We start from the raw sequence: 26,080 nt of genomic DNA on the forward strand, positions 1-26,080 counted from the left end.
ATGGAGATCGGATTCGACCTCGGCGCGAACGTCCCGTCCGGCGTGTTTGCGCTCCACGCCGTCATCGCCCTCGTGTTCCTGGGTCTCGCGGGCGTGAACGGTTCGAACGGCGAAATAATCGGGCTGGGGATCTACCTCGCGATGGCGGGCATGATCGCGCTCGTCGGTGTGATGGCCGCGCGGATCGTGGCGCGTCGGTAGTTGGAAGCCGAATCGAATTTTCGACGCCGCTGACCGGTCGACGAGCCCGTTCCTGTCCGTCGAGTACGCTTCTTTTCCCCTACTCCGATCCCGAGCGTCTTCCGTTGGAACCGACTGACGAGGAGTGAGCCATGCCTCACACAGACTAAGCACACCGAACCTATCCGTTTCTACGTGTCCCAACGAAGTCCAAGCTGAATGTCACCGCTCTCTGAATTTGACCGTGTAGCCGTTATTGCGGAGTGCTTCAACGAGGTCGTCTCCACGCTCGATCGTGAACTCGTGGAACGAGTTAGTGGGGCTGTCTGCCGAATACAGCTCTGAGTCGATATTCTCTGGAATTTCGTTTTGATGGGTATCTTCTTGGACAACAACGGGCTGGCTGGGTACGTGGGTAGAACTGCTATCTTCTGACATTCGGACATCCCATGTTACAACCATTCGGGCATTTGAATTCCGATTCTGATTTCTAGTGAGAGAGCTATCTGTTATCTATACCTCTCACGGTGTTTTTGCCAGAATAGGGTGGAGAGCTTAGGCGCATTGAGGACGCTCAAGATAGTCTACTTTCGCTTTACATCTTGTTTCCAAATCGTATCATGGCGCGTCTCATCATCCCCTGATCGAATGAAATATAACTATCCTCGGAGGCGGAGAATTTAACGAACAGGTCCTCTGCTGCCAATTACAGAGTGTTTCGGAGTAATATGGGGCCGGAGGGATTGTGAACCACGCGGACTTCGCTCCGCTCGTCCGCTGGGTTCAAATCCCTCCTCAGCACGTCGCCGTCGCTCGTGGTGTTGCTCGCGACGGCAGGAAGTGGGGCCGGAGGGATTTGAACCCCCGATCGACTGATATCTCCGGTGCGCCTCGGAACTCCAGAGGGTCGTCAACGCGACCGATGATCAGTCGGCCGCTCGGTATATCAGTCTGGAGTGTCGTCCCGGGCGCAAGCCTCTGGAGTCAGTCGCCATGCCTGGCTTGGCCACAGCCCCGCGTGATCTCGCATCAGACCGTTGCCGAAACGCGGATAAAGGGGTTTCGATCGACGGCGTTCGGGGGACGCGACGGCGACGACCGAAAGCGCGTGACGCCTCGGCGATCCGACGGGCGCTATGACCGGTCGTCGTCGCTCCAATCGCAGTCCTGGCACTTGTAGCCGGTGACGAACTCGGTCACGCTCGGCATATACCCGACCGAGATGACGTCGCCGCCGCACTCCGGACAGTCGCGGTCGGCGTCCGCGATCGACTCGGCCTCCAGCACGGACTCCCCTTCGACCAGCTCTGCGAGCTTCTCTGGCGTCACCATCCGCCCCTGAACGACGCGGTTCGACATACCCGCCGTTCGGCGCCGAGCACCTAAACCCCCGCGACACGTTCGGCCCCCGCCGCGACGAACGGCGTGGGGCGACACGCGGTGCCCGCGGTCGACGGCCCCCGATCACAGCCAGGGCGCTCGGGAGTCGTCGTCCGTGAAGGGGTCGGAGTCGTCGTCGGTCTCGCGCCCCTCTCCCCCGTTCGCGAGGACGGCGACGTCGTCGTCGACGATGGGCGAGGGCCCCTCCGGCGGCGCGTCGAGCGGCGGATCGCTCGGCGCGTCGGCGTCCGACTCCTCGCCGGAGTCGCTCGGGCCGTCGTCCAGCGCGTCCGTTCCGTCGGCGGAACCGTCCGGGGCGTCGTCGTCGTCGGGAGCGTCATCGTCGACACTTCCCGGTCCGGTCGCGTTCGGGTCGTACGCGAAGAGGGCGGTCACGGCGAGGACCGCGAGCGCGACCGGCGCCTCGGTTTGCATGAGGTCGAACGGACCGAGCAGGATCGGCAGCGCGAGCACGCCCAACGCGACCGCGGAGCCGAACCGGAACCGGTCGATGTCGACGCGGCCGCGGAGGTGCGGGGACAGCAGCGCGATCGACAGCGCGAACGCCACGCCCACGCCGGCGGCCGCGGTGCCGTTGACCACGTACTCGGTCGACGTCTCCCAGGCGAAGCCCGACGGGTTGAAGCTCGCGACGAGGCCGAGCCCGATGATTACGCCCGGGCTCGGCAGGTACTCGCCGACCTCCGAGCTGGCGGTCTTGGCGGCGATGGTCAGGATGACGAGCCCGGCGAACCGCTCGAAGACGGGGAGATCGAGGACCCCTTGGAGGGTCGGCGCCAAGGCGGCCTCAACGGCGGCGACCGGAATGATCACCGCGCCGATTAGTAGCACTGAGGTGACCATCTCCCGCCGCGAGCCGTCCATCTCCGCGAGGATCACCGCCGCGGTCGCGGAACCGCCGAAGATGAGGATCCCGGTCTCGACGACGCCCGTGGCCGATCCGAGGACGCCGGCGACGACTAAGGCGGGGAAGATGCCGTCGATGAGCGGCAGAGCCATTACGGTCGCGAGCAGCCTCGTCGCGCTCCCGACCTGCTGTTCGAGCCGTAGGGCGACCGGGTGGCGTGACGTGCTCATTTAGGGACGATAGCCCTGACCGGCGGGGTGGCGGTGGGACGCGTGCGACTCGCGATGGTCGGGGGACCAGCACGCGGAGTCCACGCCGCGGGAGGTCCGACGAGCCCATGTAAAGGGTTTGCGCGGATTGCCGGCTGTAAAGCGGACGCCGAGGACGGCGTTCGGCTGGCCGGCGATGCGCGCGTTCACGGGACTGTCGGAGTCCATACCTGATATACGTGTTTCGGTCGCGTTAAAGGTTGTGTGAGACATGTCCGCACGACACGAAGGATCGACGACGAACGCCCACATTCGACGACGATACGTCGACGGTTTCCGACCTTCTCCGATCATCTCTCGGTGGCCGTGCCCGCGACCGCCGATCGCCTCTGGGCGGCAAGCCATCGTCCCCGGGTGGGAAGTCATCGCCCCGGGCGGAAAGCCATCGCCCTGGGCGGCAAGTCATCGTCCCCCGGCGGCGAGTAGCTGTTCGAGCCCTCGCGCGCCGCGCGCGGTTTTCCCATAAATGACCACGATCGTGGATGCAACACGGACTTGGATGTGACCAACAACCACGTCCGTGCCGTCTCGCAACGCTTTTCATCGGCCGTTCGTGACGGATTATATGGCGACAGATTCTGGCCGATTCTCGGCGAAGCTCGAGGTTCCGGAAGCGCTGACGTTCGACGACGTGTTGCTCCGCCCCAAGGAGAGCCGGGTCGAGCCCGACGACGCGGACCTCTCTACCCGCGTGTCCAAGCGTGTCGAACTCACCGTTCCCGTGCTGTCGGCGGCGATGGACACCGTCACCGAGAGCGACCTCGCGATCGCCATGGCGCGCGAGGGCGGTCTCGGCGTCCTCCACCGCAACATGACCGTCAAGGAGACGGCCGCCGAGGTCGAGCGCGTCAAGCGCGCCCACGAACTCGTCATCCGGCGCGAGAACGTCGTCACCGTCTCGCCGGACGACACCGTCCGCGAGGCCGACGCCGTGATGGAGCGACAGGGCGTCTCCGGGGCCCCCGTCGTCGACGAGGACGACGCCGTCCTCGGGATCATCTCCGGCACCGACATCCGCCCGTACCTGGAGGTCGGCGAGGACGACGCCGTCCGCGAGGCAATGACGGACGAGGTCATCACGGCGCCGGAGGACGTCGAGGCCCGCGAGGCGCTCGAACTGATGTACGAACACAAGATCGAGCGCGTCCCCATCGTCGACGGCGGCGACCGGCTCGTCGGACTGGTGACGATGCAGGGCATCCTCCAGCGCCGCGAGCACGAGGAGGCTGCCCGAGATGAGCGCGGGCGCCTGTTGGCCGGCGTCGCCGTGGGCCCCTTCGAGGAAGAGCGCGCCGTCGCGGCCGACGAGGCCGGCGTCGACGTCATCTTCATCGACTGCGCGCACGCGCACAACCTCAACGTCTTGGACTCCGCGGAGGCGATCAAGGCGACCGTCGACGCCGACGTCGTCGTCGGGAACGTCGGCACGCGCGAGGCCGCAGAGGCCGCGGTCGACTTCGCCGACGGGCTGAAGGTCGGCATCGGGCCGGGATCGATCTGTACCACGCGCGTCGTCAGCGGCGCTGGCATGCCCCAGATGACCGCGGTGGCGGAGGTCGCGGACGTCGCCGCCGACCACGGCGTGCCAGTGATCGCCGACGGCGGCATCCGCTACTCCGGCGACGCGATCAAGGCGCTCGCGGCGGGCGCCGACGCGGTGATGCTCGGCTCCTACTTCGCCGGCACCGACGAGGCCCCGGGCCGCGTCATCACGATGAACGGGAAAAAGTACAAGCAGTACCGCGGGATGGGCTCGGTCGGCGCGATGAAGTCCGGCGGCGGCGACCGCTACCTCAAAGAGGAGGACGAAGACGAGGAGTTCGTCCCCGAGGGCGTCGAGGCGGCGACCCCGTACAAGGGAAGCCTCGCCTCCGAGCTCCACCAGCTCACCGGCGGGATGCGCTCCGGGATGGGGTACGTCGGCGCGGAGACCGTCCCGGACCTCCACGAGCGCGCGGAGTTCGTCCGCGTCTCCTCGGCGGGCCAGAGCGAGAGCCACCCGCACGACGTGATGATCACGGACGAGGCGCCCAACTACAGCCCGGGCGAGTAACCACGGTCGATCGCCGGCCGGAGGGGTCCGGGTTCGGTCCCGTCCCAGTGTCCGGCCTCGCCGCCAGTTGAGGAACCCGCCCGTTGAACACCCGTTTGGACGGCGCGTCGAAGAGGTATTTTAATATAGCCAGCGGCGAGACGAAACGTGTGAGCGAACACCCCCTCGCTCCGGTCATCCATGAGTGAGCAACCGCCGCTGGTCCTCGTGGTCGAGGACGAACCCGATCTGGCCGACCTGTACGCCGCTTGGCTCGGCGACGAGTACCGCGTTCGAACCGCGTACGGCGGCCGCGAGGCGCTGGACCAGCTGGACGAGGCCGACAACGAGGTCGACGCGATACTCCTCGACCGCCGGATGCCCGGTCTCTCCGGCGACGAGGTCCTCACCGCCGTCCGCGACCGCGGCATCGACTGCCGGGTCGCGATGGTCACCGCCGTCGAGCCGGATTTCGACATCTTAGAGATGGGGTTCGACGACTACCTCGTCAAACCCGTCACGAGCGACACGCTCCGCGAGACCGTCGAGGGGCTGTTGCGGCGCGGCGAGTACGACTCGGAGGTACAGGAGCTGTTCTCGTTGACCTCGAAGAAGGCGATGCTGGAGGCCGAAAAGAGCGCCACGGACCTCGCGGACAACGCGGAGTACCAGCGGCTCACCGATCGGATCGAGGAGCTCCGCGAGCGGGCCGACAAGTCCCGCGACGCGGTCGCGACCGACGACGACGACTACGAGAAGCTCTTCCAGGACTTCGACACCGACGCGTAGCGGTCGCCGACGCCGAGGGGGTATTTCCGCCGACGCCGTAGGGGTATTTCCGCCGACTATTTATCACCGGTCCCGCCGAACGAGCGGTACATGCGCGTCCGGGACCTGCCGCTGTCTCAGCCCGTCGTCGACCACTTCGCCGAGCGCGGCGTGCGCGAGCTGTACCCCCCGCAGCGCGACGCGGTCGACGCGGGCGTCTGCGAGGGCGCCGACGTCGTCGCGGCGGTGCCGACCGCCTCGGGCAAGACGTTTATCGCGCAGCTCGCGCTGCTGACCGCAAACGGTCCCGGCCTGTACGTCTGCCCGCTTCGCGCGCTCGCCCGCGAGAAGTACGAGACGTTCGCGGCCCTTCCCGGGGTCGACGTCGGTATCTCCACCGGCGACTTCGACGCCACCGGCGAGGCCCTCGCCGGCAACGACGTCGTCGTCGCGACGAGCGAGAAGGTCGACTCGGCGATCCGCAACGGCGCCTCGTGGGTCGACGAGCTGGCCTGCGTCGTCGTCGACGAGGTCCACCTGCTGGGCGCGAAGCGTCGCGGGCCCACCCTCGAAGTGACGCTGGCGACGCTCCGGCGCCGGAACCCCGACCTCCAGACGGTGGCGCTGTCGGCGACCGTCGACAACCCCGACGCGATCGCCGACTGGCTCGACGCCGCCCTCGTCGAGTCCGCGTGGCGCCCGGTCGACCTCCGGACCGGCGTCGCCGTGGGCGGCGAGGTCGCGTTCGACGACGGCACGAGTCTTTCCGTCGACGTCGCCGAAACCGAAGTCGGCGAAGATAGTTCGGGCGAAGAGGACGGAACCGACCCGACCGAGGCTACGGCCGCCCTGGTCGCCGACGCGGTCGCCGACGGCGGCCAGTGTCTCGCGTTCGTCCGCTCCCGGCGCGAGGCGGTCGACCTCGCGGAGCGGCTCGCGGACGACGGCCTCGCCGCGGCGCTGGGGGTCGAAGACGCGGCCGCCGCGGCGGCCGAGGAGGTCACCGACGTGGACGGTACGCTCACCGGCCGACAGCTCGCCGACTGCCTGCGGGCGGGGGTCGCGTTCCACCACGCCGGGCTCCGCTCCGGCCACCGCGCGGTCGTCGAGTCGGCGTTCCGCGAGCGCGACGTTGCCTGTATCTGTGCCACGCCCACGCTGGCTGCGGGGGTCAACGTGCCGGCCCGGCGGGTCGTCGTCCGCGACCAGCGGCGGTACGGGGAGGGCGGCATGTCGTGGATCCCGACGCTCGAGGTCCACCAGATGTGCGGCCGCGCGGGGCGCCCGGGGCTCGACCCGCACGGCGAGGCGGTCCTCGTCGCCGACGCGGACACGCGCGAGGAAGTCCACAAGCGGTACGTCGAAGGGGAGCCGGAGGCCGTCGAGTCGCAGCTCGCGGACCCGGCCGCGCTCCGGACGCACGTCCTCGCGGCGATCGCGACGGGGTTCGCGGCCACCGAGACGGAGATCCTCGACGTGTTCGAGGGGACGTTCTACGCGCGGGAGACGGGCGCGGGCGGCCTCGCGGACGCGGTCGCGGTCGCGGTCGACGACCTCGTCGCGGCCGGGATGGTCGCCCGGGAGACGGGCGGCGTCGAGGACTACCGGCTCGTCGCGACCGCCGTGGGCGAGACGACCTCGAAGCAGTACGTGCGCCCCGAGACCGGCGAGCGGATCGTCGCCGGGCTTCGCGCGGCGGCCGGCCTCCCGGAGGCGACGACGCTCACCGCATTCGAGGTGATCTGCGACACGCCGGACATGCAGGACACCTACCTCGGGAACGCCGAGCGCGCCGAGATATACCGGTTCGCGCGGAGCAACGCCGCGCACCTCACCACGGACATGACCGAGCCGGACGACTTCGAGGGGTGGCTGGAGTCGGTGAAGACGGCGCGGATCTTAGACGAGTGGATCGGCGGCGCGACCGTCGAGGAGCTCGTCGAGCGCTACCGGATCGGGCCCGGCGACCTCGACTCGCGGGTTGAGCGCGCGGAGTGGCTGCTGAGCGCGGCCGAGGCGCTCGGGGAGACGACCGGCGTGCGCGTCCCCGCGGTGTCGCGGGCGCGGTCGCGGCTGTGAGAAACGGGCGGGGAAAACCGGCGACGACCGGCGTCGGAGCGCGGCGCCTCAGTCCGCCGAGCCGACGGCGCGGTGGAACGGTGTCCGGGCGATCGTCTGCCGCAGCTCCGCGAGCGAGTCGCGGCCCACGTCGCTCGCCGCGGACATCACCGCGAACACCTCCTGTCTGGACACCTTCACGCCGGTCTCGGTGAGCGCGTCCTCCGGGCGGCTCCCGAGCTCGCGGAGGGTGCCGACCGCGAGCAGGTACGGGACCGTCCACGCCTCCATCGTGTTCCCATTCGAGAGGGGCATCGTCTCTAAGTACGCCTGCGCGTCGTCGAGGAACGAGCGGGCGTAGTCGGCGGTGCGGCCGACGACGCGCGCGGACGACTCGCGGTTCTCCGGGTGGACGACGCGCTCCTGGTCGACACCCTCGGCCTCCAGCCACTCGGCGGGGAGGTAGACGTTGTTCTCCTCGGTGTAGTCGTCGTAGACGTCCTTCGAGACGTTCACGAGCTGGAGGAGGAGCCCGAACTCTTCGGCGGTCTCCCGCAGGCGCCTCGCGCGCTCCTCGCCGATGTCGCCGCGGGTGAGCAGGTTCGTGATGAGGTTGCCGACGGTGCCGGCCGCGTAGTAGCAGTACTGCTCTAACTCGTCGCGGTCGTCGATGCGGAGGCCGCCCTCGGTGGCGTGGCGGTCGACGAACATCGCCATCCCGTCGACCATTTCCAACACGGGCGGGACGATGGCTGCCTGCGCCTCCGGATCGAGCTCCGCGAACGTCGCGGCGATGGTTGGCGCCTCGGCGACGACGGTCCAGTCGTCGTCGCGCTCGGCGGGCAACCATTCGTCGACCGCCTCGCGGAACTCGCCGATGTCGGTCTCGTCGTCGGGGTCGATCGCCCGCCGGTACGTCCGCAACACGTCGCTCTGGGCGTCCGGCGGGATGTGGCCGGCGTCCTCGACCGTATCGGCGACGCGACAGAGGAGGTAGCCGACGCAGATCTGCGAGGCCATCGGTTCCTCTAACACGTCGACCGTCAGCGCGAAGGTCCGCGAGACCCCCTGGACCGCCTCGTGACACCACTCGAGGTCGGCCTCGCCGGGGCCGTGTTCTCGTCCGCTCATTCAGTTGCCCGTGTTTACGGCACAACGCATAAAAACCCTCGTGGAACGCCGGCCGACTGTCGCTCGCCGTCCGGGGCGGTGAAACCGCACGACTCGGTCCCTGTCCGCGCCGACGAACCGTCGACCCGTGTACAACCGTGTGGAAACGGCTAAGTCCGCCCGGCCGAACGCTCCACCATGGAGTTCACGCTCACCGAAGAGCAGCGTCAGATCCGCGACACGGTCGCGGAGTTCGTCGACGAGGAGGTCGTCCCGCGCGCGGCCGAGATCGACGAGACCGACGAGTTCCCAGCGGACCTGGTCGAGGAGATGGCCGACCTCGGGCTCATGGGCATGCCGTTCCCGGTCGAGTACGAGGGCGCCGGCCTCGACTACCACAGCTACGCGATCGGGCTCGAGGAGATCTCCCGCGGCTCCGGGGGGCTCGGGACCGTCGTCGCCGCCCACACCTCGCTCGCCGGCAACATGCTCTACGAGTTCGGCGACGAGGCCCAGAAGGAGGAGTACCTCACCGCCCTGAACACCGCCGAGGACATCGGCGCGTTCGCGCTCTCGGAGGCCGAGGCCGGCTCGGACGTGCCGGCGATGTCGACCACTGCTGAGCGCGACGGCGACGGCTACGTCGTCAACGGCGGGAAGCTCTGGATCTCGAACGGCTCCGTCGCGGACACGGTCACGCTGTTCGCCAAGACCGACCCGGACGCCGGCCGGAAGGGCATCTCCTCGTTCGTCGTGCGGCCCGAGGCGGACGACGGGTTCGTCGTCGAGGGGACCGAGGACAAGCTCGGCGACAAGGGGTGTCCGACCGCGGAGCTGCGGTTCGACGACATGTGGATCCCCGAGGAGCGGCGGCTCGGCGAGGAGGGCGAGGGATTCGTCCACGCGCTGAAGACGCTCAACGGCGGCCGGATCACCATCGCGGCCCGGTCGGTCGGCATCGCCCGCGCCGCCCTCGACGAGGCGAAGGATTACGCCCAGGAGCGCGAGCAGTTCGACCGCCCCATCAGCGACTTCCAGGCCATCCAGCACAAGCTCGCCGACATGGACACGAAGGCCCGCGCCGCGGAGCTACTGATGCACGAGGCGGCCGACCTGAAGATGCGCGACGAGGACTACATCAAGGAGGCCGCACAGGCGAAGCTGTATGCCTCGGAGATCGCCCGCGAGGTCGCCAACGAGGGGATCCAGATCCACGGCGGCTACGGCTACACCAAGGACTTCCCCGCCGAGCGCTTCTACCGCGACGCGAAGCTCTCGGAGATCTACGAGGGAACGAGCGAAGTGTTGCGGAACACGATCGCCAAACAGCTGCTCGACGAGTAGCGCAGTCAGCCGCGCGGTTCAGTCACGCGAGCCGGCGGTGTCGTCGTTCGCGGGGCCGTCGTCTGCGTCGTCGGCGTCCGCCCGTTCGTCCTCGTTGCGGTCGCCGTTCGTTCCGTCTCCGTCCCGGTCCTCTTCCGTCTCGTCCGGGTCGCCCGCTTCGTTGGCTCGGGGGCCGTGAGCGACGTCGGCGTCCGACGGGTTCTGGTCGACGGCGTACCCGCCCGTGTCGATCCGCTCTGCCGGCTCTGAGTAGTCGCGACCGCTCGGCGAGAAGTCCGGGCGGACGACGCCGTCGTCGGGGACGTCGAGGTCGTCCTCGTCGGGTTCCTCGGTCACCGTGTCGTCCGCCTCCGCGTTGACGACCGCGTCCTCGACGGGGCCGCCTCCGCCGGCCGCCTCGGCGCTGGTCGTCTCGCCGCCGGCCGCGTCGACGCCGGCCGCCTCGCCGCGAGCCGCCTCGTCGCGGTCGACTTCTCCGTCCCCGCCGGTCCGTCCGCTACGGACGACTCCCTCCTCTCCCCCGATGTCTTCATCGAGCCACTCGAACGAGTCGGTTCCGCCGCTCCGCCGCTCCGCAACGGCGGTCGCGAGCCGCTCTGTGAGCGTCTCCTTCAGCGCCTCGGCCTCACCGACCTCGAAGTCGACGGCTGCGGCGTCGCTGCCGGTCAGCGAACTGGTCCCCGCCGTGTCGGCGACGATCGTCGCGACGCCCCACCGGCGCTGGAAGGCGGTGCGGCTGTCGATCACGTTCTGGATCCGGTAGTACGGGACGACCGCGACGGTGCGGCCCCAGAACCCGTTGCGCGTGAGCAGGTGGTCCTCGCCGACCCAGTAGCCGCGGTGTTTCCACTTCAGGTGCGCCGCGGGCGGGACGACGACGAGGAGCGCGGCGACGCCGTACCACGGGAGCGACGGGGAGACGTACCAGTTCACCCCGTACGCGATCCCGGTGAGGACGCCGACGATCATCGCGTACCGGATGACGTACCGCCACCTGATCCGCTTTGGCGGCCGACTGAACTCCGGCGTTCCGAACGACTCGATCTCGTGTGCGAGCCGGTAGACGCGCTCGGTCGCGGCGATCGGCACGGCGGACTGGTTGCCGGACTCCGGGCCCTGTCCGGGGGCGTACCCCGCGGTCTCGATGGAGAGGCTCGCGTAGCCGAGCGCGCGCTTCGCCGGGTTGTCAGTGATCCGCAGCGCTTGGACCTTTTCGGTCGGGATCGAGCCGCTGTACCGGCGGAACAGCCCGCGCTCGTAGCGTAGCTCGTCGCCGGCGCGAGCGAGCCGGAACCCGTAGTAGTTCGAGAACGCGAGCCCCGCGCCGATGAGCCACGACGCGATGAAAAGCGCCGCCACGCCGACGAACGCCGTCGCGGTGAGCGCGGCGGCCGACGTCTCCGGCAGGAAGCTTGACAGCACCGGGAACGACCCGGAGCTCAGGAACGCTAAGAGCCCGATCAGGCGCCCGTCGAACGACAACGCCCCGACAAGGGCGAGCTCGCTCGGCGAGATGGCGAACAGCTCCTCCTCGTCCGGCGCGAACGCGTCGTCGCGGCCGGCGTCGACCGCCTCGGCATCGGTGCCCGCCGCCTCGCTGTCGGCGCCCGCCGCCTCGCCGTCATCGTCCCGACGGGTTGCCGCCGACTTCCGCCGCTGGACCTCGCGCTGGAGCCGCGTCGCTTCCTCGGGCGTGACGAACCGGATCGACCCCTCCGTGCTGGAGCCGCCGGCGGTCTCTAAATCGACTGCGGCGACGCCGATCGCGCGCTGGACGACGCCGCGGCTCACGTCGACGTTCTGGATCCGCCGGTACGGGATCTCCCGCTCGCGCCGGGAGATGACGCCGGAGGAGATGTCGAGCGTGTCCGCGGTGAGGACGTACTCGAACCGGCGGTAGTACGCGATCTCGTAGGCGAAGGTGACGAGCAGGACCGCGGCCCCGCCGCCGACCGCGAACGGGAGGCCGAACCCGCCACTGTTCACGATCACGAACAGCGCAACGGCGGTCCCGGCCGCCTTCTGGAGCGCCCGGTACGGGACCGACTGCGGCGCCAGCTTCACACCGCGTCCTCCCCGTCGGCGCGGATCGCCAGCCGCTTCAGCTCCTCGCGGAGGTCGCTCGCGCCGTCCGGCGTCAGCCCCGGTATTCGGACGTCCGCGCCCCGCGATCCGGCGGTGTACACCACGCAGGAGGCGAGCCCGACGCTCCGCTCGATCGGGCCGCGCCGGGAGTCGACGTGCTGGATCCGCACCAGCGGCACCGTCGTCCGCACCTGCGTGATCACGCCGCGGTCGAGGTAGATCGCGTCCTCGCGGATCTCGTAGCTCCAGCGGCGGTAGCGGAGCAGCGCGTGCGCGACCGTGAGCGTCAGGGCGACGGCCCCGACGGCGACCGGTGCCCACCGCGGGAGGTACTCGAGGTACGCGCCGCCGGCGAACGGGGCGGTGACGAGCGCCGAGAGCAGCACCGCGCGGAGGACCCACACGACCTGGACTCGGGGGTGGAGCGTCTGTGCCGTCATCGACGGTCCCCCGTCTCGCGTCCGTGTGTCATGGCCGGCGATTGACGCCCCCGACGTATAAGTCCGGCCGGACACGCCGAAGAAAAACGGGTGAAAAACCGTGATACATATTCTCTCCCGATGGCGATACTTGCCGAAACCGATATCACGGGTGATCGAGTCGTGCCAGCCATGGCCGACGATCCGTTCGAGAACATGCTCGCCCAGATGGACCGCGCCGAGGAGTACGCAGACGTGGATCACGGGGTGTTCGAGCGGCTCAAACACCCCGAGCGTACGCTGAAGGTGACGCTCCCGGTCGAGCTGGAGTCCGGCGAGGTCGAGGTGTTCGAGGGGTACCGTTGCCAGTTCGACAGCGCGCGCGGCCCATTTAAAGGCGGCGTCCGGTTCCACCCCTCGGTCACCCAGCGCGAGGTGGAGGCGCTCGCCGGGTGGATGACCTGGAAGACGGCGCTGGTCGACCTCCCATACGGCGGCGCGAAGGGCGGCGTGATCTGCGAGCCCAAGGACCTCACCGAGCGCGACCTCGAACGGCTCACCCGCCGGTACACCGAGGGGATCCGCCGGATGATCGGCCCAGAGACCGACGTGCCGGCCCCGGACATGAACACGAACCCGCAGACGATGGCGTGGATGATGGACACCTACTCGATGTACGAGGGGCACTCCATCCCGCAGGTCGTCACCGGGAAGCCGCTGGAGATCGGCGGGACGCCCGGCCGCGTCGAGGCAACCGGCCGCGGCGTCTCGCTCGTCACCGAGCGGCTCTTCGAGTACCTCGACCGCGACCTCTCCGACGCCTCCATCGCGATTCAGGGGTTCGGGAACGTCGGGTCGAACGCGGCCCGGCTCCTCGACGAGTCGGGCGCGAACGTGGTCGCCACCTCGGACGTCACCGGCGCGGCGTACGACCGCGACGGGCTCGACGTGGCGGCGCTCGGCGCGCACGTCGACGCCGGCGGGCTGATCGAGGAGTACGTCGCGGGCGAGTACCGGGGCGGCGCGGACGGGTCCAGCTGGGACAACCCGGACGCGATCACCAACGCGGAACTGTTGACGCTCGACGTCGACGTGCTCATCCCGGCCGCCGTCGAGGGCGTGATCACCGACGAAAACGTCGGCGACCTCCGGGCGTCCGCGATCGTCGAGGCCGCCAACGGTCCGACGACGGTGGCCGCCGACAAGGCCCTCACTGAGCGCGACATCCAAGTCGTGCCGGACATCCTCGCGAACGCGGGGGGCGTTATCGTCTCGTACCTGGAGTGGGTCCAGAACGCCCAGGAGTTCTCGTGGCCGCTGGAGACCGTCAACGCCGAGCTTGAGCGCCGCATCGGCACCGCGTTCGACGAGACAATCGAGCAGTACGACGCGAAGGACCTGCCCGACCTGCGCACCGCCGCGTACACGCTCGCCTTGGAGCGCACGGCGAAGGCCCACGAGTATCGCGGGCTGTTCCCGTGAGCGAACCGACCGCTGCCGGGCTTCCCGCGGACTCCCCGCCGGCCCTCAGACTCGCCTGATCCGGTCCGCGGTGACCGCGATCGGCTCGCCGTAGTGGAGCACCGGGTCGCCTTCGGGAGCCTCGAAGCCGTTGGCCGCGAACAGCGTGTTCGCCCGGATCTCCGCCGCCGCGGGTCGCAGCGTCCACGGATCGTGGTCGATCTCGCCGACGTACAGTCGGCCACCCGAACCGGCGGTGTAGAACCGGTAGTTCTCCAGCAGGAATGCGGGCAGCGACCCCGGCTCGGGGGTAAACGCCTCGCCGGCCGGCGCGTAGGTCGCGTCGAAGCGCGCGTGCGGGGCGCCCCTGTGGACGCGGCGGCTCGCGAAGCGGACGGCGTCGCCCTCGTCCGTGTCGACGCCCCGGCGGCCGAGCCCGTCGCCCGCTGCGGTGCGCCGAACGTCGGTCTCGGCGCGGTAGTACGGGAGCCGGAACAGCCCGCGAGCGACCGCGACGCCGAGCCGGTCGTCGGCGTCGAGGCTGTGGAAGTAGACGCCCGGGCCGTCCGGCCCGTCGACGTAGGTCCGGAGGTTGAGCTCGGGAAACGACAGCCCCATCGGCACTCCGCGCGGCCGGATGTCGTCCATCACGAACGGGACGACCCCGAGGTAGGCGTCGCCGTCGTGGGTCGCGACCGAGAGCGCGTCGGGGAGCGACGCGGCGACAGTCGCCGGGTCGACGGGCCAGTGGGCGAACAGTCCGTCCCGCCACGTCATCTCCAGCCAGCGGCGACCGAGCATATTCGGAAGTAGGGTCCGGAGGGACAAAACCCGCACGCAGCCGGCGGTTTCGGACCTCCCGTCCGGTCACTCTCGCGGGCCTGCGTCGCCGCCGCGAGCGCCCGACGTCCCCGAAGGGTCCGACCCCTCCGGCGCGTCCTTCCACTCTCCCAGCCCGGAGGGGTCGAGGTGGACGTGGACGTCGCCGACGTCCTCCAGCGCGCGGAGGGTCGTGACCAGCTCCGTCTCCACGTCGTGGGCCTCGCGGAGCGTCATCTCGCCGTCGACCTCGACGTGGACCTCGACCTCTAGGTCCGTCCCGTCGTAGAACACTGTGAGGTCGTGGACGCCCTCGACGGCGGAGTTATCGCGGAGCGCGGCGACGACGCGTTCCCGGTCGCCCGGCGGCGGGGCCCCGCCAACGAGGTAGGTGACGTTCTCGCGGCCGATCTCGACCCCCTGGTAGACGACGAGGACGCTGACGAGCGCGCCGGCGACCGGGTCGAGGATCGGGACGTCGAGGAACACGCCGAACACGCCGACGAGGGCGGCGATCGTGGTGTAGATGTCGTTGAGGCAGTCGACCGCGAGCGCGGTGAGCGCGGTCGAGCCGAGGTCGGCGTTGACCCGCTCGGTGTACCAGTACAGCAGGTACATGTCCGCCATCGCGAACAGCAGCGCGGCGACGAGGAGGAGGCTCTTCCGGGGCGGGCTGTGCGCTCCGAGCAGTCCGAGGACCGACTCGCGCAACAGGAGGAGCCCGAGGATGACGATGGTCGCGCCGACGAGCAACGCGGTCAGCGGCTCGATGCGCTGATGGCCGTGCGGGTGCGTCTCGTCGGCGCTCTCGTACCGCGAGCCCCCCCAGACGAACACGACCGCGCTCGCGACGAGGTCGGCGACCGAGTGGGCGGCGTCGGCCACCAGCGCCACGCTGCCGAACGCGATCCCCGCCGCCCCCTCCACGGCGATCTTCACCGCGTTGCCGGCGACGTTGACCGCTGCCGCCCGCTGGAACCGAGCGCGGTCGCCGCTTCCGAAGGGGCTCGACATAGACGACATTGCGCTCGCGACCCTGTTAAGGGTCCCGCGTCGCGGCGGCGCTCGTCTCTCCCCTCGCGGGAGGGCCGCCCGCGCTCCCGACGTCCGCCGCATCTCCGGCGGGAGACTCCGTCGTAACGCCTAAGACCGAAACGCTCCTCGGTGACGGTAATGAATCACGATCTTTTCGCCCGAGGTGGTCCCCGTGGGCGTCGAAATTAAGGAAACGGAGGTGAGCGACGAGGATTTCGAGGAGATGAAAGGGTTCGTCCGCGACTACCTCGCGGCCAGCGTCGAGAGCGAGGACGACGGCGGCCGGATGCGCTGGTACCCGTGGCACTCGGCGTCGTACCGGTTCAACCACATCCTCAACGTCGTCGACCTCGCGACGGAGATCGCGGAGGCCGAGGGCGCCGACGTCGACGTGGTCCGGGTCGCGGCCGTCTTCCACGACGTCGCCAAGCTGGAGGCCGAACAGGACGTCCACGCGGAGGCCGGCGCGCGCGTCACCCGCGAGTACCTCCAGAGCCGCGGCAACTACCCCGAGTCTTTCATCGAGGAGGTGTGCGGAGCGGTCGTCGACCACTCGTACACCGGCGACCTCGACGACGTCCCCTTGGAGAGCCGGTGTCTGATCGAAGCCGACGTGCTCGACAAGGTCGGCGCCAACGGCGCCGTCCTCATGCTGTTGCGGATGGGGTACGAGTCGCGCACGCACATGGACGCCGCCAAGATGGTCGACCGCGTGCTCGAACGCGCCCGCGACCACACCGAGCGCGTCGTCTCCGACACCGCCGAGAGCATCGCGCACCAGCGCATCAAGCGCGTGAAGTGGCTCCGCGAGTGGCTCGAAGAGGAGGTGTCCCGGATGGACGCCGAGGGCGTCACCGACCGCTGACGGCACTCGCGTCCGTCGGCCGCGGCTTCGGCCGCTACCCCTCGGAACCGGTCGTCTCGACGAGCGGCAGCATCGTCTCTAGGTAGCGGTCGATCCCGGCACGGGAGTCCGCGACCCACGCCCGCTCGTTCGTCGTCGCCCAGCGGAACATCCCGCCCGTCGCGAACGTCTGGAGCGTCGCGGCCACCTCCGCCGCGGCCACGGTCCGCTCGTCGTCCGCCGCCTCGGCGCCCTCACCGGAGACGTCGACCGCCGCCTCGCGGACGAGCCGTTCGAGGTACTCGCCGAAGACCCGGTCGCTTCGGTCGAAGTGGTCGCGGTACGCCTCGTCGCTCGCGGCCTGCGAGCGCAGCTCGGTCATCACCGTGACGAACCGCGCGTCGGGGGCGTACGGATCGTCGAGCGACGCGGGGTCGACGGCCGCCGTGAGGTAGCCGTCGAGCTGCTCCCGCGCCGAGCGGTCGAAGGCCTCCTCGGGAGCCACCTCGGGCACGTCGCTCGCGGCCGCCGCGCCGTCGTCCCGCGGCCCCGCGACGCCCCCGTCCCCGATGGACGCCTCGAACTCGTCGAGCAGGAACCCGAGGAGGTCGATCAACAGCTCGTCTTTCCCGTCGTAGTGGTGGTACACCAGCGACGGGCTCTTGTCGAACTCGTCGCCGATCCGCTGGATCGTGACGTTCGCGTAGCCGTGTTCACAGAGCGCGCGGAACGCCGCGCCGAGGATCGCCTGTCGGGTGTTCGACGGCTCCGCGAACGGGTCGTTCATACGCCGCCTAGAGGAGTCCGGTATATATCCCTCCTGATTGAACGTTCATTCAACACGCTTATGCCGCCGGCGCCTGACAGAGACGTATGACTCGACCCGACGCGTCACGGTACGACCGGTCGCTCCGCGCGACCAGACCCTCCCACCGGTCCGGCGGAGGGGATCGATGAGTCGGTCGGCGCGGCTCGCGACCGCCGCGCTCGCCCTCGTCGCGGTGACCGCGCTGCTCGTCGGCGTCTCGCTCGCCGGTGCCGCGGCCACGAGCGCGGGGACGGCGGACGGCGGCGACGCCGCGGCGCTCTCCGGAATCGACGGCCCGATCGCCGACGGCGTCGTCGCGCAGGCAGGCACCGAATCGGACCCGACTGACAGACAGGTCCGCGGGTCGCCCGTGCTGGAACTCTTCGCCTCGCAGCGGTCGGTCCCGAGCGGCGCCGAGTCGACCGTCACGGTCGACATCGTCAACACCGGGGAGATGACGATCGGCAACCAGCTCGACTCCCGGGTCACGACCGCGCGCGGGCTCACCCTCGAGATCGACGACGGCGGCGTGCCGATCGACGTCGAGGACGGCGAGATCCCGGTCGGCGACGTGCCGACCTCCGCGAGCCCGGTCTCCGTCCCGCTCGACGTGACCGTGCCCGACGACGTACCCGACGGGAGGTACGAGGTGGAGGCAACCGCTCGGTACCGGTACACCTTCGAGGTAATCCCCGAGTTCAACGACCACAAGGACCGGCGCGGCATCGACCGCTTCGACCTGACCATCGTCGTCGACGACGGCGCGCGGTTCGCCGTGCTGGAGACCGACACCGACGCGCAGGTGGGTGGGGGTGGCGACGTGACCGTCACGATGGCGAACGTGGGCGACGAGACCGCCCGCGACGCGGTGGTCTCCGGGACCACGACCAGCCCGGGGGTCCGGCTCGGGTCCGGCGAGGGCGGCGGCCAGTCGTTCGTCGGCGACTGGGCGCCGGGTGAGAACCGGACGGTGACGTTCGACTCCTCGGTCGGCGAGTCGTTCGGCGAGGGCGCGTACGCGCTCTCCTCGACGGTCGACTACCGCGATCCCGACGGCGTCGACGCGACCGCGGCGGCCGCGCGCGCCGGCGTCGTCCCGGTCCGCGAGCAGTCGTTCTCGCTCGACGGCGTCTCCGGCACGCTCGAGGTCGGGTACTCCGGGACGGTCACCGGCACCCTCACGAACGAGGGGCCGCTCGACGTCGAGGACGCGGTCCTCGTCGCCGACTCCGGCAGCAACCGGGTGAGCCTCGGCGAGAGCCGGTACGCGCTCCCGACGATCCCCGCCGGCGAGTCGGCGAACTTCACCTTCGACGCCGACGTGAGCGGGAGCGCCGACCCCGGCCCCCGGCAGTTCCGGTTCACGACGGAGTACGAGAGCGGCGACGCGACGCTCACGGTCGAGGAGACCCGTCGCGTCGAGGTGGCGCCCCGGCAGCCCGAGTTCGAACTCGCGGTCGAGAACGCCACGATCCCCGCCGGCGAGACGCGGCGGATCAACGCCACGATCACGAACCGGCGGCCGGAGACCCTCGCGTCGATCAACGCCGGCCTCTACGCCGACAGCCCGCTGACGGCGGTCAACGACGAGGCGTTCGTCGACGAGCTCGAACCCGGCGAGTCCGAGGATATCTGGTTCGAGGTGTCCGCCGCGGGGAGCGCGAGCGTCGAGGACCACCCGATCGAGATCGACTTCCGGTACGACGACGAGCGGGGCAACGACCGCATCTCGGACGTCACACAGGTCCCGGTGTCGGTGACCGCGCCCGTCGACGACGGCGGCACGCCGACCGGGCTGATCGCCGTCGGCGTTCTCCTGGTCGTCGCCGCGGTCGGCGGCGCCGTCTGGTACCGACGGCGGTGATCCGATGAGCGGACACGCCACCGAACGCCGAGCGAGCACGCGCCGGACAGCGGGGCACCGGTGACCGCGGCCGACCGGCTGATAGAGGAGATCGACCGCGTCGTCACGGAGCGCCCGCTGGCGGTCCTGGCGATCTTCCTCCTCGTCACCGTCGCGTTCGCCGGGGGACTGACCGGCATCGAGACGAGCGCGGGCGCGGACCAGTTCACGCAGGACATTCCCGCACAGCAGGCGCTCGACGACATCGACGAGGAGTTCGAGACGTCGATCGGCGGCTCCGCGACGTCGGCGCAGGTGATCGTCTCCGACGATAACGTCCTCTCCCGCGACGCCTTGGTCCGGACGCTGGAGACCCAACATCGGCTGGAGTCGCGCTCGACGCTCCGGGTCGCGTCGACGTCGAGCCACGCGGACGCGATCGCGCGGCAACTGGACCCGGACGCGGCGGACGCGGGAGAGCGCCGCGACGCCGTGGCCGAGGCGACGCCGGCCGAACTGCGGGCGGCGATCGACGACGCCGACGAGACGGGGGCGATCGCGTCGCAGGTGTCCGTCGACTACAACCCCACTGCCCAGGCGGCGGACACCGCCATCGTGGGGATCACCTACGACCTACCGGACGCGGCGACGACGGCGCGGGTGACTGAGCTCCAGACGCGCAGCGTCGGCGTCGTCGACTCGGTGCCGGGGAACGAGGCGGGCGAGAACGCGATCCTCTTCGGCGACGGCGTCCTCCAGTCGGAGATCACCGCGCTGCTGACGGACACCGCGATCATCGTCTTTCCGGCGGCGCTCATTCTGATCGTCGGCTTCCTGATCTTCGCCTACCGCGACCCGATCGACATGGCGATCGGCATCTCCGCGCTGCTCATCTCGCTCCTCTGGACGTTCGGGTTCATGGGGTACGCCGGGATCCCCTTCTCCGACTCGCTGGTGACGGTCTTCCCGCTCCTGCTCGCGGTCGGGATCGACTTCGGGATCCACATCGTCAACCGCTACCGCGAGGAGCGGGCGACCGGGACCGGGATCGAGCGGTCGATGCGGACCACCACCGACCAGCTGCTCATCGCCTTCCTGCTCGTGACGATCACCACGGTGTTCGGGCTCGTCTCCAACGTGGTGAGCCCCTTCGATCCCAACCGCGACTTCGGGATCGTCGCGGCCGCCGGGATCACGTTCACGCTGCTGGTCTTCGGCGTCTACCTCCCGGCCGCGAAGGTGCTCGCCGACCGGTGGCGCGAGCGCCTCCCGATCCCCGAGTTCGGAACGACCGCGCTCGGCTCCGGCGGCTCGCGGCTCGCCCGGGTCCTCCACGTGGGCGTCGACCTCTCGCGGATCGCCCCCGTCGCGGTGGTCGCTCTCCTCCTCGTCGGCGGCGCGGTCGGCGGCGCCTACGGCACCGGCGTGAACACGGAGTTCTCGGAGGAGGCGTTCTTTCCGGACGAGGAGCGACTGGAGACGTACGCGGACCTCCCGGAGCCGTTCGCGCCGACGGAGTACACGTTCCTCGACGTGTTGACCCTCTTCGAGGAGGAGTTCGAACAGGACTTCGTGGGATCGGTGACGCTGTACGTCGACCAGTCGGTCAGAGACGACGACGCCTTGGAGCTGATCGACCGGACGACGCGGAACCCGCCGGACACCTTCGCGACGACCGACGAGCGCCGCGCGCAGGCGACGAGCATCGTTACGGTGATCGAGGATCGTGCGGAGCGGGACCCCGAGTTCGCCGCGCTCGTCGAGCGCAACGACCGCCTCGGCAACGGCGTTCCCGACCGGAACGTCGACGAGGTGTACGACGCGCTCTTGGACTCCTCCGCGGAGGGGCAAGCGCGCGGGTACGTGGCGGCCGACCGCGGCAGCGCGCGCATCGACTACACGATCGAGCCGGGCGTCGACAACTCGGAGGCGGTCGCGGACGTGCGCGACCTCGCCGAGCGCACCCCGCTCGAAGCCGTGCCGACCGGCGACCTCGTCGTCAACGAGGCCGTGATCGACCTGTTGACCGAGTCGGCGATCCGGAGCCTCTTCGCCGCCTTCGGGCTCACAGCGCTGTTCTTGGCGCTGTCGTACGCGTACCTCGAGGGGAAGGCCGTCTACGGCCTCTTGAACCTCGTTCCCGTCCTCGTCACGGTCGGGCTGCTCGTCGGGTCGATGCGGCTGTTCGACATCCCGTTGACGCCGATCAACGCGCCGATCCTCTCCGTCTCGATCGGGCTCGGCGTCGACTACACCGTCCACTTCGTCCACCGCTTCGTCGACGAGTACAAGGCGGGCCTGCCGATCGACGAGGCGCTCGACGTCACCATCGCCGGGACGGGCGGGGCGCTCACCGGCAGCATGCTCACCACGGTCTCCGGGCTCGGCGTCCTGTGGCTCGCCGTGATCCCCCTGCTCCGCGACTTCGGCATCCTGCTCGCGCTGGGCGTGTTCTACGCGTACCTCTGTTCGATCCTGCTCGTCCCGTCGCTCGTCGTCGTGTGGGACCGGTACGGCGCGCGCGTCGGCCTCGGCCTCGACGGTGGGCTCCGCGGCTCGGACACCGAGGCCCGACGTTGAGAGCGGGGGACCTTCGACGAGCGGACGGACGCAGAAACGGACGAGTTCAGCCGACGACGCCGACGACCAGCTGGACGGTGACGAGGACGAGGAACGCGGCGCCGGTCGCTAAGGTCCCGGCGGCGACGCCGTGGGCGTTACCGAGTCCGCGGCTCCGCGTCGCAAAGTAGGCGCCGAGGAAGACGAAGCCGACGAGGAGCAGGCCGACGACCAGGTACGCGACGTTCACCAGCGTCCCGGCGAGCCCTTCCGGGATCCCGAAGCTCCCGACGCCGAGGAGGATGCTCCCGCCGACGAGGACGGTGATGCCGACGAACGAGACCGCCCACACGACCGGCGTTCGGGCGACCTCGCCGAGGGCCCCGACGATCGCCTCGTAGCGCCCGCCCGCCTCGTCGTCGCCGGGAGCGACCCGCTTCGCCCCGATCTCGGCGACCGCGACGAACGTGGCGACGACGAGGAGCCCCATCAGCCCCGTACTCAAGAGGGTGAGTGATGTCATGGATATCCGTTGTTATGGCGTCCGTTCGCGCGTACAAATACCCTTCGACGCGTCCGCTTCGGCTCGTCGGTGCTCCCGGCGCACCCGCGCCGACGGACGAATCCGCGGATTCGGTTTGGGGAATGAGAGACGTCGCGGGGTTCGATTGGAAGACGGGTACCGCCGCGAGGAACGCTCCCGGAGGCGGGTGCCGCCGCGGGGCACGCTCCGGCAAGCGGTCCGCGTCGCGAGGCACGCTCCGGGAGGCGGTCCGCGTCGCGAGGCACGCTCCGGGAGGCGGTCCGCGCCGCGTTCGGACGGCCATCTCGACGCCTCGACGGCCCCTTTCCCCCGCCCCGCTACACAAGAGATAAGTGTACCATCGCCAAGGGAGTTACAAGAGCAGACAGACGAACATGATAGACCCAGTTATCCTACAACAGGGGGGCGACTGGCGCGCACAGGCGGAGGTCTTCGACGAGATCTTCTTCGTCTTCCTCGCGCTCGGTACCCTCGTCGGCACCATCGTCGTGGCGTACACGCTGTGGAACGTGTACAAGTACCGCGACGACGGGAACCGGTCGGACGAGGAGTTCGACGCACCGGTCGTCGGCGAGCTCCCAACGGGACAGGGCGGTCCGAAAGCGAAGAAGCTCTTCCTCTCGTTCGGGTTGAGCGCGATCGTCGTCATCAGCCTCGTCGTGTACGCGTACGGGCTGCTCCTCTACGTCGAGCAGGGCCCGGACACGGACGGTGAGGGCGACATCGAGATCATGGTCGAAGGCTACCAGTACGGCTGGGACTACGAGTACCCGAACGGCCACACCGAAACGGGCGAACTGATCGTGCCGGCCGACCAGCGGATCGACCTCAACATCACGTCGAGGGACGTCTGGCACAACTTCGGTTCATCAGACTTACGGATAAAATCCGACGCGATCCCCGGAGACTACAACGAGAACTGGTTCTTGGTGAGCTCCGAGGACGTCGAGGCGCAAGGCGGGGAGGCGACCTACCGCGTCGAGTGCTTCGAGCTGTGCGGTGCGGGCCACTCCGCCATGAAGGGCCAGGTAACCGTCATTCCGCAAGACGAGTGGGAAGAGTGGTACGCTAACACAGGCAACAGCTCCGAGAGCGCCAGCATCCAGGCCTCCGGGCTCGAAGCCGCGGCGCAGAGCGGGGTGAGCGCATGAGCGGACTCCCGCCGACGACCTCCGTGAAGCGCTGGTTCGTCACGACCAACCACAAGGACGTCGGTATCCTGTACACGATTACGGCGCTGTTCTTCCTGCTGTTCGGCGGCGTGATGGCGCTGCTCATCCGCCTCCAGCTGTGGGACCCGACGAGCCAGATCCTCTCCGGACTGGCGTACAACGAGGCCGTCACCGCCCACGGGCTGATAATGGTGTTCTGGTTCCTCTCGCCGTTCGCGTTCGGCTTCGCGAACTACTTCGTCCCGCTTCAGATCGGCGCGGACGACCTCGCGTTCCCGCGGCTCAACGCCTTATCCTACTGGCTCTACCTCGGTTCGGGTCTCCTGCTCGCGGTCAGCTTCTTCCAGGGCGGGACGCTCTCCGCGGGGTGGACGATATACGCCCCGCTCAACGTGCCGATGTACACGCCGAGCATCGGGTCGACCGGTGCGGTGCTCGCGCTCGCGATGTTCGTCACCGGCACCACGGCGTCGACGGTGAACTTCCTCACGTCCATCCATCACTCCCGGGCCGAAGGGATGGGGATCATGGACATGCCGATGTTCACCTGGTCGATGCTCGCGACCGTGTGGATGATGCTGTTCGCGTTCGCCGCGCTGCTTGCGGTCGGGCTGATCCTCGCGGCCGATCGCGTCCTCGGGAGCGTCTACTTCTCGGCGACCGAAGGCGGCTCCCTCCTGTGGGGGCACCTGTTCTGGTTCTTCGGCCACCCGGAGGTGTACATCGTCTTCTTCCCGGCGCTCGGCGTCATGCTGGAGCTGTTCCAGACGTTCTCCGGGCGTCGCCTCGTCGGTCGGAAGTGGGTGATCATCTCCATCTGTCTGATCTCCGTCCAGTCGTTCCTCGTGTGGATGCACCACATGTTCCTGACGACGATCAACCTGGAGATCAAGACGCTGATGATGGCGACGACCATCGGGATCTCACTTCCCTTCGACCTGGTCGTCTTCTCGCTGATCTACACGCTGATCAAGGGGCGGATCCAGTTCACGACGCCGTTCCTGTTCGCGTTCGGCGCGCTGCTGCTGTTCATCCTCGGCGGCATCACCGGGGTGTTCCTCGGCGCTATCGTGCTCGACTACGAGTTCCGCGGCACCTACTGGGTGGTCGCGCACTTCCACTACGTGATGTTCGGTGGCGCGACGGCGCTGTTCGGCGGGGCCTACTACTGGTTCCCGAAGATAACGGGGAAGATGTACGACGAGTTCCTCGGGAAGCTCCACTTCGTGGTGTTCTTCCTCGGGTTCAACGCCGTCTACTTCTCGATGTTCCTCGGCTGGGAGACCCCCCGCCGGGTGTTCGAGTACAACCCCGAGTTCCAGATATACCACCAGTTCGGGACGATCGGGGCGTTCGTGCTCGGGCTTTCGTTCTTCATCATGTTCTACAACTTCGCGAAGTCCTACGTCTCCGGCGAGCCCGCCGGCGACAACCCGTGGGACTACTCGCGGACCGCGGAGTGGGCGGTCTCCTCGCCCCCGCCGCTTGAGAACTGGCCGAACCGGCCGTCGTACGCCTCCGGGAAACTGGAGTTCGTGAAAGACTACGTGCCGGACGGCGGGCCCGCGATGAAGACCGACGACAACGGCGACGTCGCCACCGACGGCGGCGACAGCCACTCGGCGCACATCTCCGAGTACCCGTACTGGGACAAGCACGCGAGCCACGCCAGTATCTGGCCGTTCGCGCTCTCGCTGGCGCTCGGCGTCACGCTGTTCGGCTTCTCCGGGTTCGCCGACGCGGTCACCGTCGAACTGGGTGAGACGGCGCTCCAGAGCGACGTCGTCATCTCCAACGCGCTCTACCCGATCGCGATTGTGGCCGGAATGCTCGGGCTCCTCTACACCGGCGTGAAGTGGGGCTTAGAGGACTTCTACGCGCCTCCGTCCGAGTTCGCCGAGCGCTGGCCGTTCAACGGCGTCGAGAAGGTGAAGCTGGGGATGTGGTTCTTCCTCGCCTCCGACGTCATCGTCTTCGGCGCGTTCCTCTCGGCGGCCATCTTCGTCCGCTACAACGCGGGCTGGATGACTTGGTCGCCGCTGACGGAGTCGCTACCGGGGCTTATCAACACGTTCGTGTTGATCACGTCCTCGTTCACCGTGATCTTAGCGCTGGTCGCGGCCCGCCGCAAGAGCCGGCAGGGGCTGCTGGCGACGCTCGGGGCGACCATCCTGCTCGGGTTCACGTTCATGGCGATCAAGCTGTGGGAGTGGAACCACGAGATCTTCGACCGCGGCGTGACAATCTCCGCGAACGCCCACGGCGATCCGATCCAGGCGTCGATCTACTACGTCACGACCGGGCTCCACGGGATCCACGTGCTGCTCGGCTTGGTGATCGCCATCTTCCTGTTCGTCCGGGCGTACCAGGGCCACTACCTCGACGACGAGCGGCCGATCGAGTACTTCGGCCTCTACTGGCACTTCGTGGACATCGTCTGGGTGTTCATCTTCCCGCTGTTCTACCTCTTCTGAGGCGGCTC

21 protein-coding genes and 1 tRNA gene are annotated in these 26,080 nt (G+C 69.0%); 11 read left to right on the forward strand and 11 right to left on the reverse strand.

What is annotated here, in order from left to right:
- A complete protein-coding gene (locus tag F3H13_RS08425; protein WP_149798595.1) occupies nucleotides 1-201 on the forward strand; it encodes a hypothetical protein in 201 nt (66 codons plus the stop codon).
- 201 nt (nucleotides 202-402) lie between these two features.
- Here the strand turns inward: F3H13_RS08425 and F3H13_RS08430 are convergent, their stop codons facing one another.
- The 4 genes from F3H13_RS08430 to F3H13_RS08445 all read right to left on the reverse strand — a co-directional run bounded on the left by F3H13_RS08430 (nucleotide 403) and on the right by F3H13_RS08445 (nucleotide 2,658).
- A complete protein-coding gene (locus tag F3H13_RS08430) occupies nucleotides 403-618 on the reverse strand; it encodes a hypothetical protein (protein ID WP_149798596.1) in 216 nt (71 codons plus the stop codon).
- Nucleotides 619-1,021: 403 nt separating this feature from the next.
- A tRNA-Trp gene (locus F3H13_RS08435) sits at nucleotides 1,022-1,196 on the reverse strand.
- A 118-nt stretch (nucleotides 1,197-1,314) separates the two neighbouring features.
- The gene (locus F3H13_RS08440) at nucleotides 1,315-1,539 is read right to left on the reverse strand and encodes a DUF5795 family protein (RefSeq protein ID WP_149798597.1); all 225 of its coding nucleotides are present in this window, start codon (nucleotides 1,537-1,539) and stop codon (nucleotides 1,315-1,317) included.
- A gap of 105 nt (nucleotides 1,540-1,644) precedes the next feature.
- On the reverse strand, nucleotides 1,645-2,658 hold the full coding sequence (locus tag F3H13_RS08445; protein WP_149798598.1) for a DUF5794 domain-containing protein: 1,014 nt from the start codon (nucleotides 2,656-2,658) through the stop codon (nucleotides 1,645-1,647).
- 604 nt (nucleotides 2,659-3,262) lie between these two features.
- On the opposite strand from F3H13_RS08445, the gene guaB reads away from it, so the two are divergent.
- The 3 genes from guaB to F3H13_RS08465 all read left to right on the forward strand — a co-directional run bounded on the left by guaB (nucleotide 3,263) and on the right by F3H13_RS08465 (nucleotide 7,576).
- Entirely contained in the window at nucleotides 3,263-4,750 is a 1,488-nt protein-coding gene (gene guaB / locus F3H13_RS08455) for an IMP dehydrogenase (RefSeq protein WP_149798600.1), read from the forward strand.
- Nucleotides 4,751-4,930: 180 nt separating this feature from the next.
- On the forward strand, nucleotides 4,931-5,518 hold the full coding sequence (locus F3H13_RS08460; protein ID WP_149798601.1) for a HalX domain-containing protein: 588 nt from the start codon (nucleotides 4,931-4,933) through the stop codon (nucleotides 5,516-5,518).
- A 90-nt stretch (nucleotides 5,519-5,608) separates the two neighbouring features.
- Complete coding sequence (locus F3H13_RS08465; protein ID WP_149798602.1) at nucleotides 5,609-7,576, forward strand: DEAD/DEAH box helicase; 1,968 nt, start codon at nucleotides 5,609-5,611, stop codon at nucleotides 7,574-7,576.
- A gap of 48 nt (nucleotides 7,577-7,624) precedes the next feature.
- Here the strand turns inward: F3H13_RS08465 and F3H13_RS08470 are convergent, their stop codons facing one another.
- Nucleotides 7,625-8,686 carry a phytoene/squalene synthase family protein gene (locus tag F3H13_RS08470; RefSeq protein WP_149798603.1) on the reverse strand — a complete coding sequence of 354 codons (1,062 nt, stop codon included), beginning with the start codon at nucleotides 8,684-8,686 and terminating at the stop codon, nucleotides 7,625-7,627.
- Nucleotides 8,687-8,863: 177 nt separating this feature from the next.
- On the opposite strand from F3H13_RS08470, the gene F3H13_RS08475 reads away from it, so the two are divergent.
- Nucleotides 8,864-10,009: an acyl-CoA dehydrogenase family protein gene (locus F3H13_RS08475; protein WP_149798604.1), complete on the forward strand. Its 1,146-nt coding sequence runs from the start codon at nucleotides 8,864-8,866 to the stop codon at nucleotides 10,007-10,009.
- 18 nt (nucleotides 10,010-10,027) lie between these two features.
- Here F3H13_RS08475 and F3H13_RS08480 read toward each other — a convergent pair whose 3' ends face one another.
- A complete protein-coding gene (locus tag F3H13_RS08480) occupies nucleotides 10,028-12,073 on the reverse strand; it encodes a PH domain-containing protein (protein WP_149798605.1) in 2,046 nt (681 codons plus the stop codon).
- Nucleotides 12,070-12,534, reverse strand: coding sequence for a PH domain-containing protein (locus F3H13_RS08485; RefSeq protein ID WP_149798606.1), 465 nt, complete (start codon nucleotides 12,532-12,534; stop codon nucleotides 12,070-12,072). Before F3H13_RS08485 ends, F3H13_RS08480 begins: the two co-directional genes overlap by 4 nt.
- 171 nt (nucleotides 12,535-12,705) lie before the next feature.
- Here F3H13_RS08485 and F3H13_RS08490 point away from each other — a divergent pair, with 171 nt between their 5' ends.
- Nucleotides 12,706-13,995, forward strand: coding sequence for a Glu/Leu/Phe/Val family dehydrogenase (locus F3H13_RS08490; RefSeq protein ID WP_149798607.1), 1,290 nt, complete (start codon nucleotides 12,706-12,708; stop codon nucleotides 13,993-13,995).
- 45 nt (nucleotides 13,996-14,040) lie between these two features.
- On the opposite strand, the gene F3H13_RS08495 is transcribed toward F3H13_RS08490, so the two are convergent.
- The gene (locus F3H13_RS08495) at nucleotides 14,041-14,775 is read right to left on the reverse strand and encodes a YqjF family protein (protein WP_149798608.1); all 735 of its coding nucleotides are present in this window, start codon (nucleotides 14,773-14,775) and stop codon (nucleotides 14,041-14,043) included.
- Between the two features lie 66 nt (nucleotides 14,776-14,841).
- A complete protein-coding gene (locus F3H13_RS08500) occupies nucleotides 14,842-15,807 on the reverse strand; it encodes a cation diffusion facilitator family transporter (protein WP_149798609.1) in 966 nt (321 codons plus the stop codon).
- Nucleotides 15,808-15,991: 184 nt separating this feature from the next.
- Between F3H13_RS08500 and F3H13_RS08505 the strand changes: the two genes are divergently transcribed.
- Nucleotides 15,992-16,693, forward strand: coding sequence for an HD domain-containing protein (locus F3H13_RS08505; protein ID WP_149798610.1), 702 nt, complete (start codon nucleotides 15,992-15,994; stop codon nucleotides 16,691-16,693).
- Between the two features lie 34 nt (nucleotides 16,694-16,727).
- Here F3H13_RS08505 and F3H13_RS08510 read toward each other — a convergent pair whose 3' ends face one another.
- Nucleotides 16,728-17,459, reverse strand: a complete 732-nt coding sequence (locus tag F3H13_RS08510) for a TetR/AcrR family transcriptional regulator (RefSeq protein WP_149798611.1) — start codon at nucleotides 17,457-17,459, stop codon at nucleotides 16,728-16,730.
- A 166-nt stretch (nucleotides 17,460-17,625) separates the two neighbouring features.
- Here F3H13_RS08510 and F3H13_RS08515 point away from each other — a divergent pair, with 166 nt between their 5' ends.
- Complete coding sequence (locus F3H13_RS08515; RefSeq protein ID WP_149798612.1) at nucleotides 17,626-19,344, forward strand: COG1361 S-layer family protein; 1,719 nt, start codon at nucleotides 17,626-17,628, stop codon at nucleotides 19,342-19,344.
- A 60-nt stretch (nucleotides 19,345-19,404) separates the two neighbouring features.
- Nucleotides 19,405-21,903, forward strand: coding sequence for an efflux RND transporter permease subunit (locus F3H13_RS08520; RefSeq protein WP_149798613.1), 2,499 nt, complete (start codon nucleotides 19,405-19,407; stop codon nucleotides 21,901-21,903).
- A 46-nt stretch (nucleotides 21,904-21,949) separates the two neighbouring features.
- On the opposite strand, the gene F3H13_RS08525 is transcribed toward F3H13_RS08520, so the two are convergent.
- The gene (locus F3H13_RS08525) at nucleotides 21,950-22,372 is read right to left on the reverse strand and encodes a hypothetical protein (RefSeq protein WP_149798748.1); all 423 of its coding nucleotides are present in this window, start codon (nucleotides 22,370-22,372) and stop codon (nucleotides 21,950-21,952) included.
- Between the two features lie 428 nt (nucleotides 22,373-22,800).
- On the opposite strand from F3H13_RS08525, the gene coxB reads away from it, so the two are divergent.
- Nucleotides 22,801-23,577, forward strand: coding sequence for a cytochrome c oxidase subunit II (gene coxB / locus F3H13_RS08530; protein WP_149798614.1), 777 nt, complete (start codon nucleotides 22,801-22,803; stop codon nucleotides 23,575-23,577).
- Complete coding sequence (locus F3H13_RS08535) at nucleotides 23,574-26,072, forward strand: cbb3-type cytochrome c oxidase subunit I (protein ID WP_149798615.1); 2,499 nt, start codon at nucleotides 23,574-23,576, stop codon at nucleotides 26,070-26,072. Before coxB ends, F3H13_RS08535 begins: the two co-directional genes overlap by 4 nt.
- The last annotated feature ends 8 nt before the right edge of the window (nucleotides 26,073-26,080 follow it).

Source organism: Halorubrum xinjiangense, from assembly GCF_900102375.1.
Taxonomy (GTDB): Archaea; Halobacteriota; Halobacteria; order Halobacteriales; family Haloferacaceae; genus Halorubrum; species Halorubrum xinjiangense.

Bases quoted from the DNA above. Each gene is read 5' to 3' on its own strand.
- F3H13_RS08425 (WP_149798595.1), top strand. From the start codon at position 1: ATGGAGATCGGATTCGACCTCGGCGCGAACGTCCCGTCCGGCGTGTTT.
- F3H13_RS08430 (WP_149798596.1), bottom strand. From the start codon at position 618: ATGTCAGAAGATAGCAGTTCTACCCACGTACCCAGCCAGCCCGTTGTT.
- F3H13_RS08440 (WP_149798597.1), bottom strand. From the start codon at position 1,539: ATGTCGAACCGCGTCGTTCAGGGGCGGATGGTGACGCCAGAGAAGCTC.
- F3H13_RS08445 (WP_149798598.1), bottom strand. From the start codon at position 2,658: ATGAGCACGTCACGCCACCCGGTCGCCCTACGGCTCGAACAGCAGGTC.
- guaB (WP_149798600.1), top strand. From the start codon at position 3,263: ATGGCGACAGATTCTGGCCGATTCTCGGCGAAGCTCGAGGTTCCGGAA.
- F3H13_RS08460 (WP_149798601.1), top strand. From the start codon at position 4,931: ATGAGTGAGCAACCGCCGCTGGTCCTCGTGGTCGAGGACGAACCCGAT.
- F3H13_RS08465 (WP_149798602.1), top strand. From the start codon at position 5,609: ATGCGCGTCCGGGACCTGCCGCTGTCTCAGCCCGTCGTCGACCACTTC.
- F3H13_RS08470 (WP_149798603.1), bottom strand. From the start codon at position 8,686: ATGAGCGGACGAGAACACGGCCCCGGCGAGGCCGACCTCGAGTGGTGT.
- F3H13_RS08475 (WP_149798604.1), top strand. From the start codon at position 8,864: ATGGAGTTCACGCTCACCGAAGAGCAGCGTCAGATCCGCGACACGGTC.
- F3H13_RS08485 (WP_149798606.1), bottom strand. From the start codon at position 12,534: ATGACGGCACAGACGCTCCACCCCCGAGTCCAGGTCGTGTGGGTCCTC.
- F3H13_RS08490 (WP_149798607.1), top strand. From the start codon at position 12,706: ATGGCCGACGATCCGTTCGAGAACATGCTCGCCCAGATGGACCGCGCC.
- F3H13_RS08495 (WP_149798608.1), bottom strand. From the start codon at position 14,775: ATGCTCGGTCGCCGCTGGCTGGAGATGACGTGGCGGGACGGACTGTTC.
- F3H13_RS08500 (WP_149798609.1), bottom strand. From the start codon at position 15,807: ATGTCGAGCCCCTTCGGAAGCGGCGACCGCGCTCGGTTCCAGCGGGCG.
- F3H13_RS08510 (WP_149798611.1), bottom strand. From the start codon at position 17,459: ATGAACGACCCGTTCGCGGAGCCGTCGAACACCCGACAGGCGATCCTC.
- F3H13_RS08515 (WP_149798612.1), top strand. From the start codon at position 17,626: ATGAGTCGGTCGGCGCGGCTCGCGACCGCCGCGCTCGCCCTCGTCGCG.
- F3H13_RS08525 (WP_149798748.1), bottom strand. From the start codon at position 22,372: ATGGGGCTCCTCGTCGTCGCCACGTTCGTCGCGGTCGCCGAGATCGGG.
- coxB (WP_149798614.1), top strand. From the start codon at position 22,801: ATGATAGACCCAGTTATCCTACAACAGGGGGGCGACTGGCGCGCACAG.
- F3H13_RS08535 (WP_149798615.1), top strand. From the start codon at position 23,574: ATGAGCGGACTCCCGCCGACGACCTCCGTGAAGCGCTGGTTCGTCACG.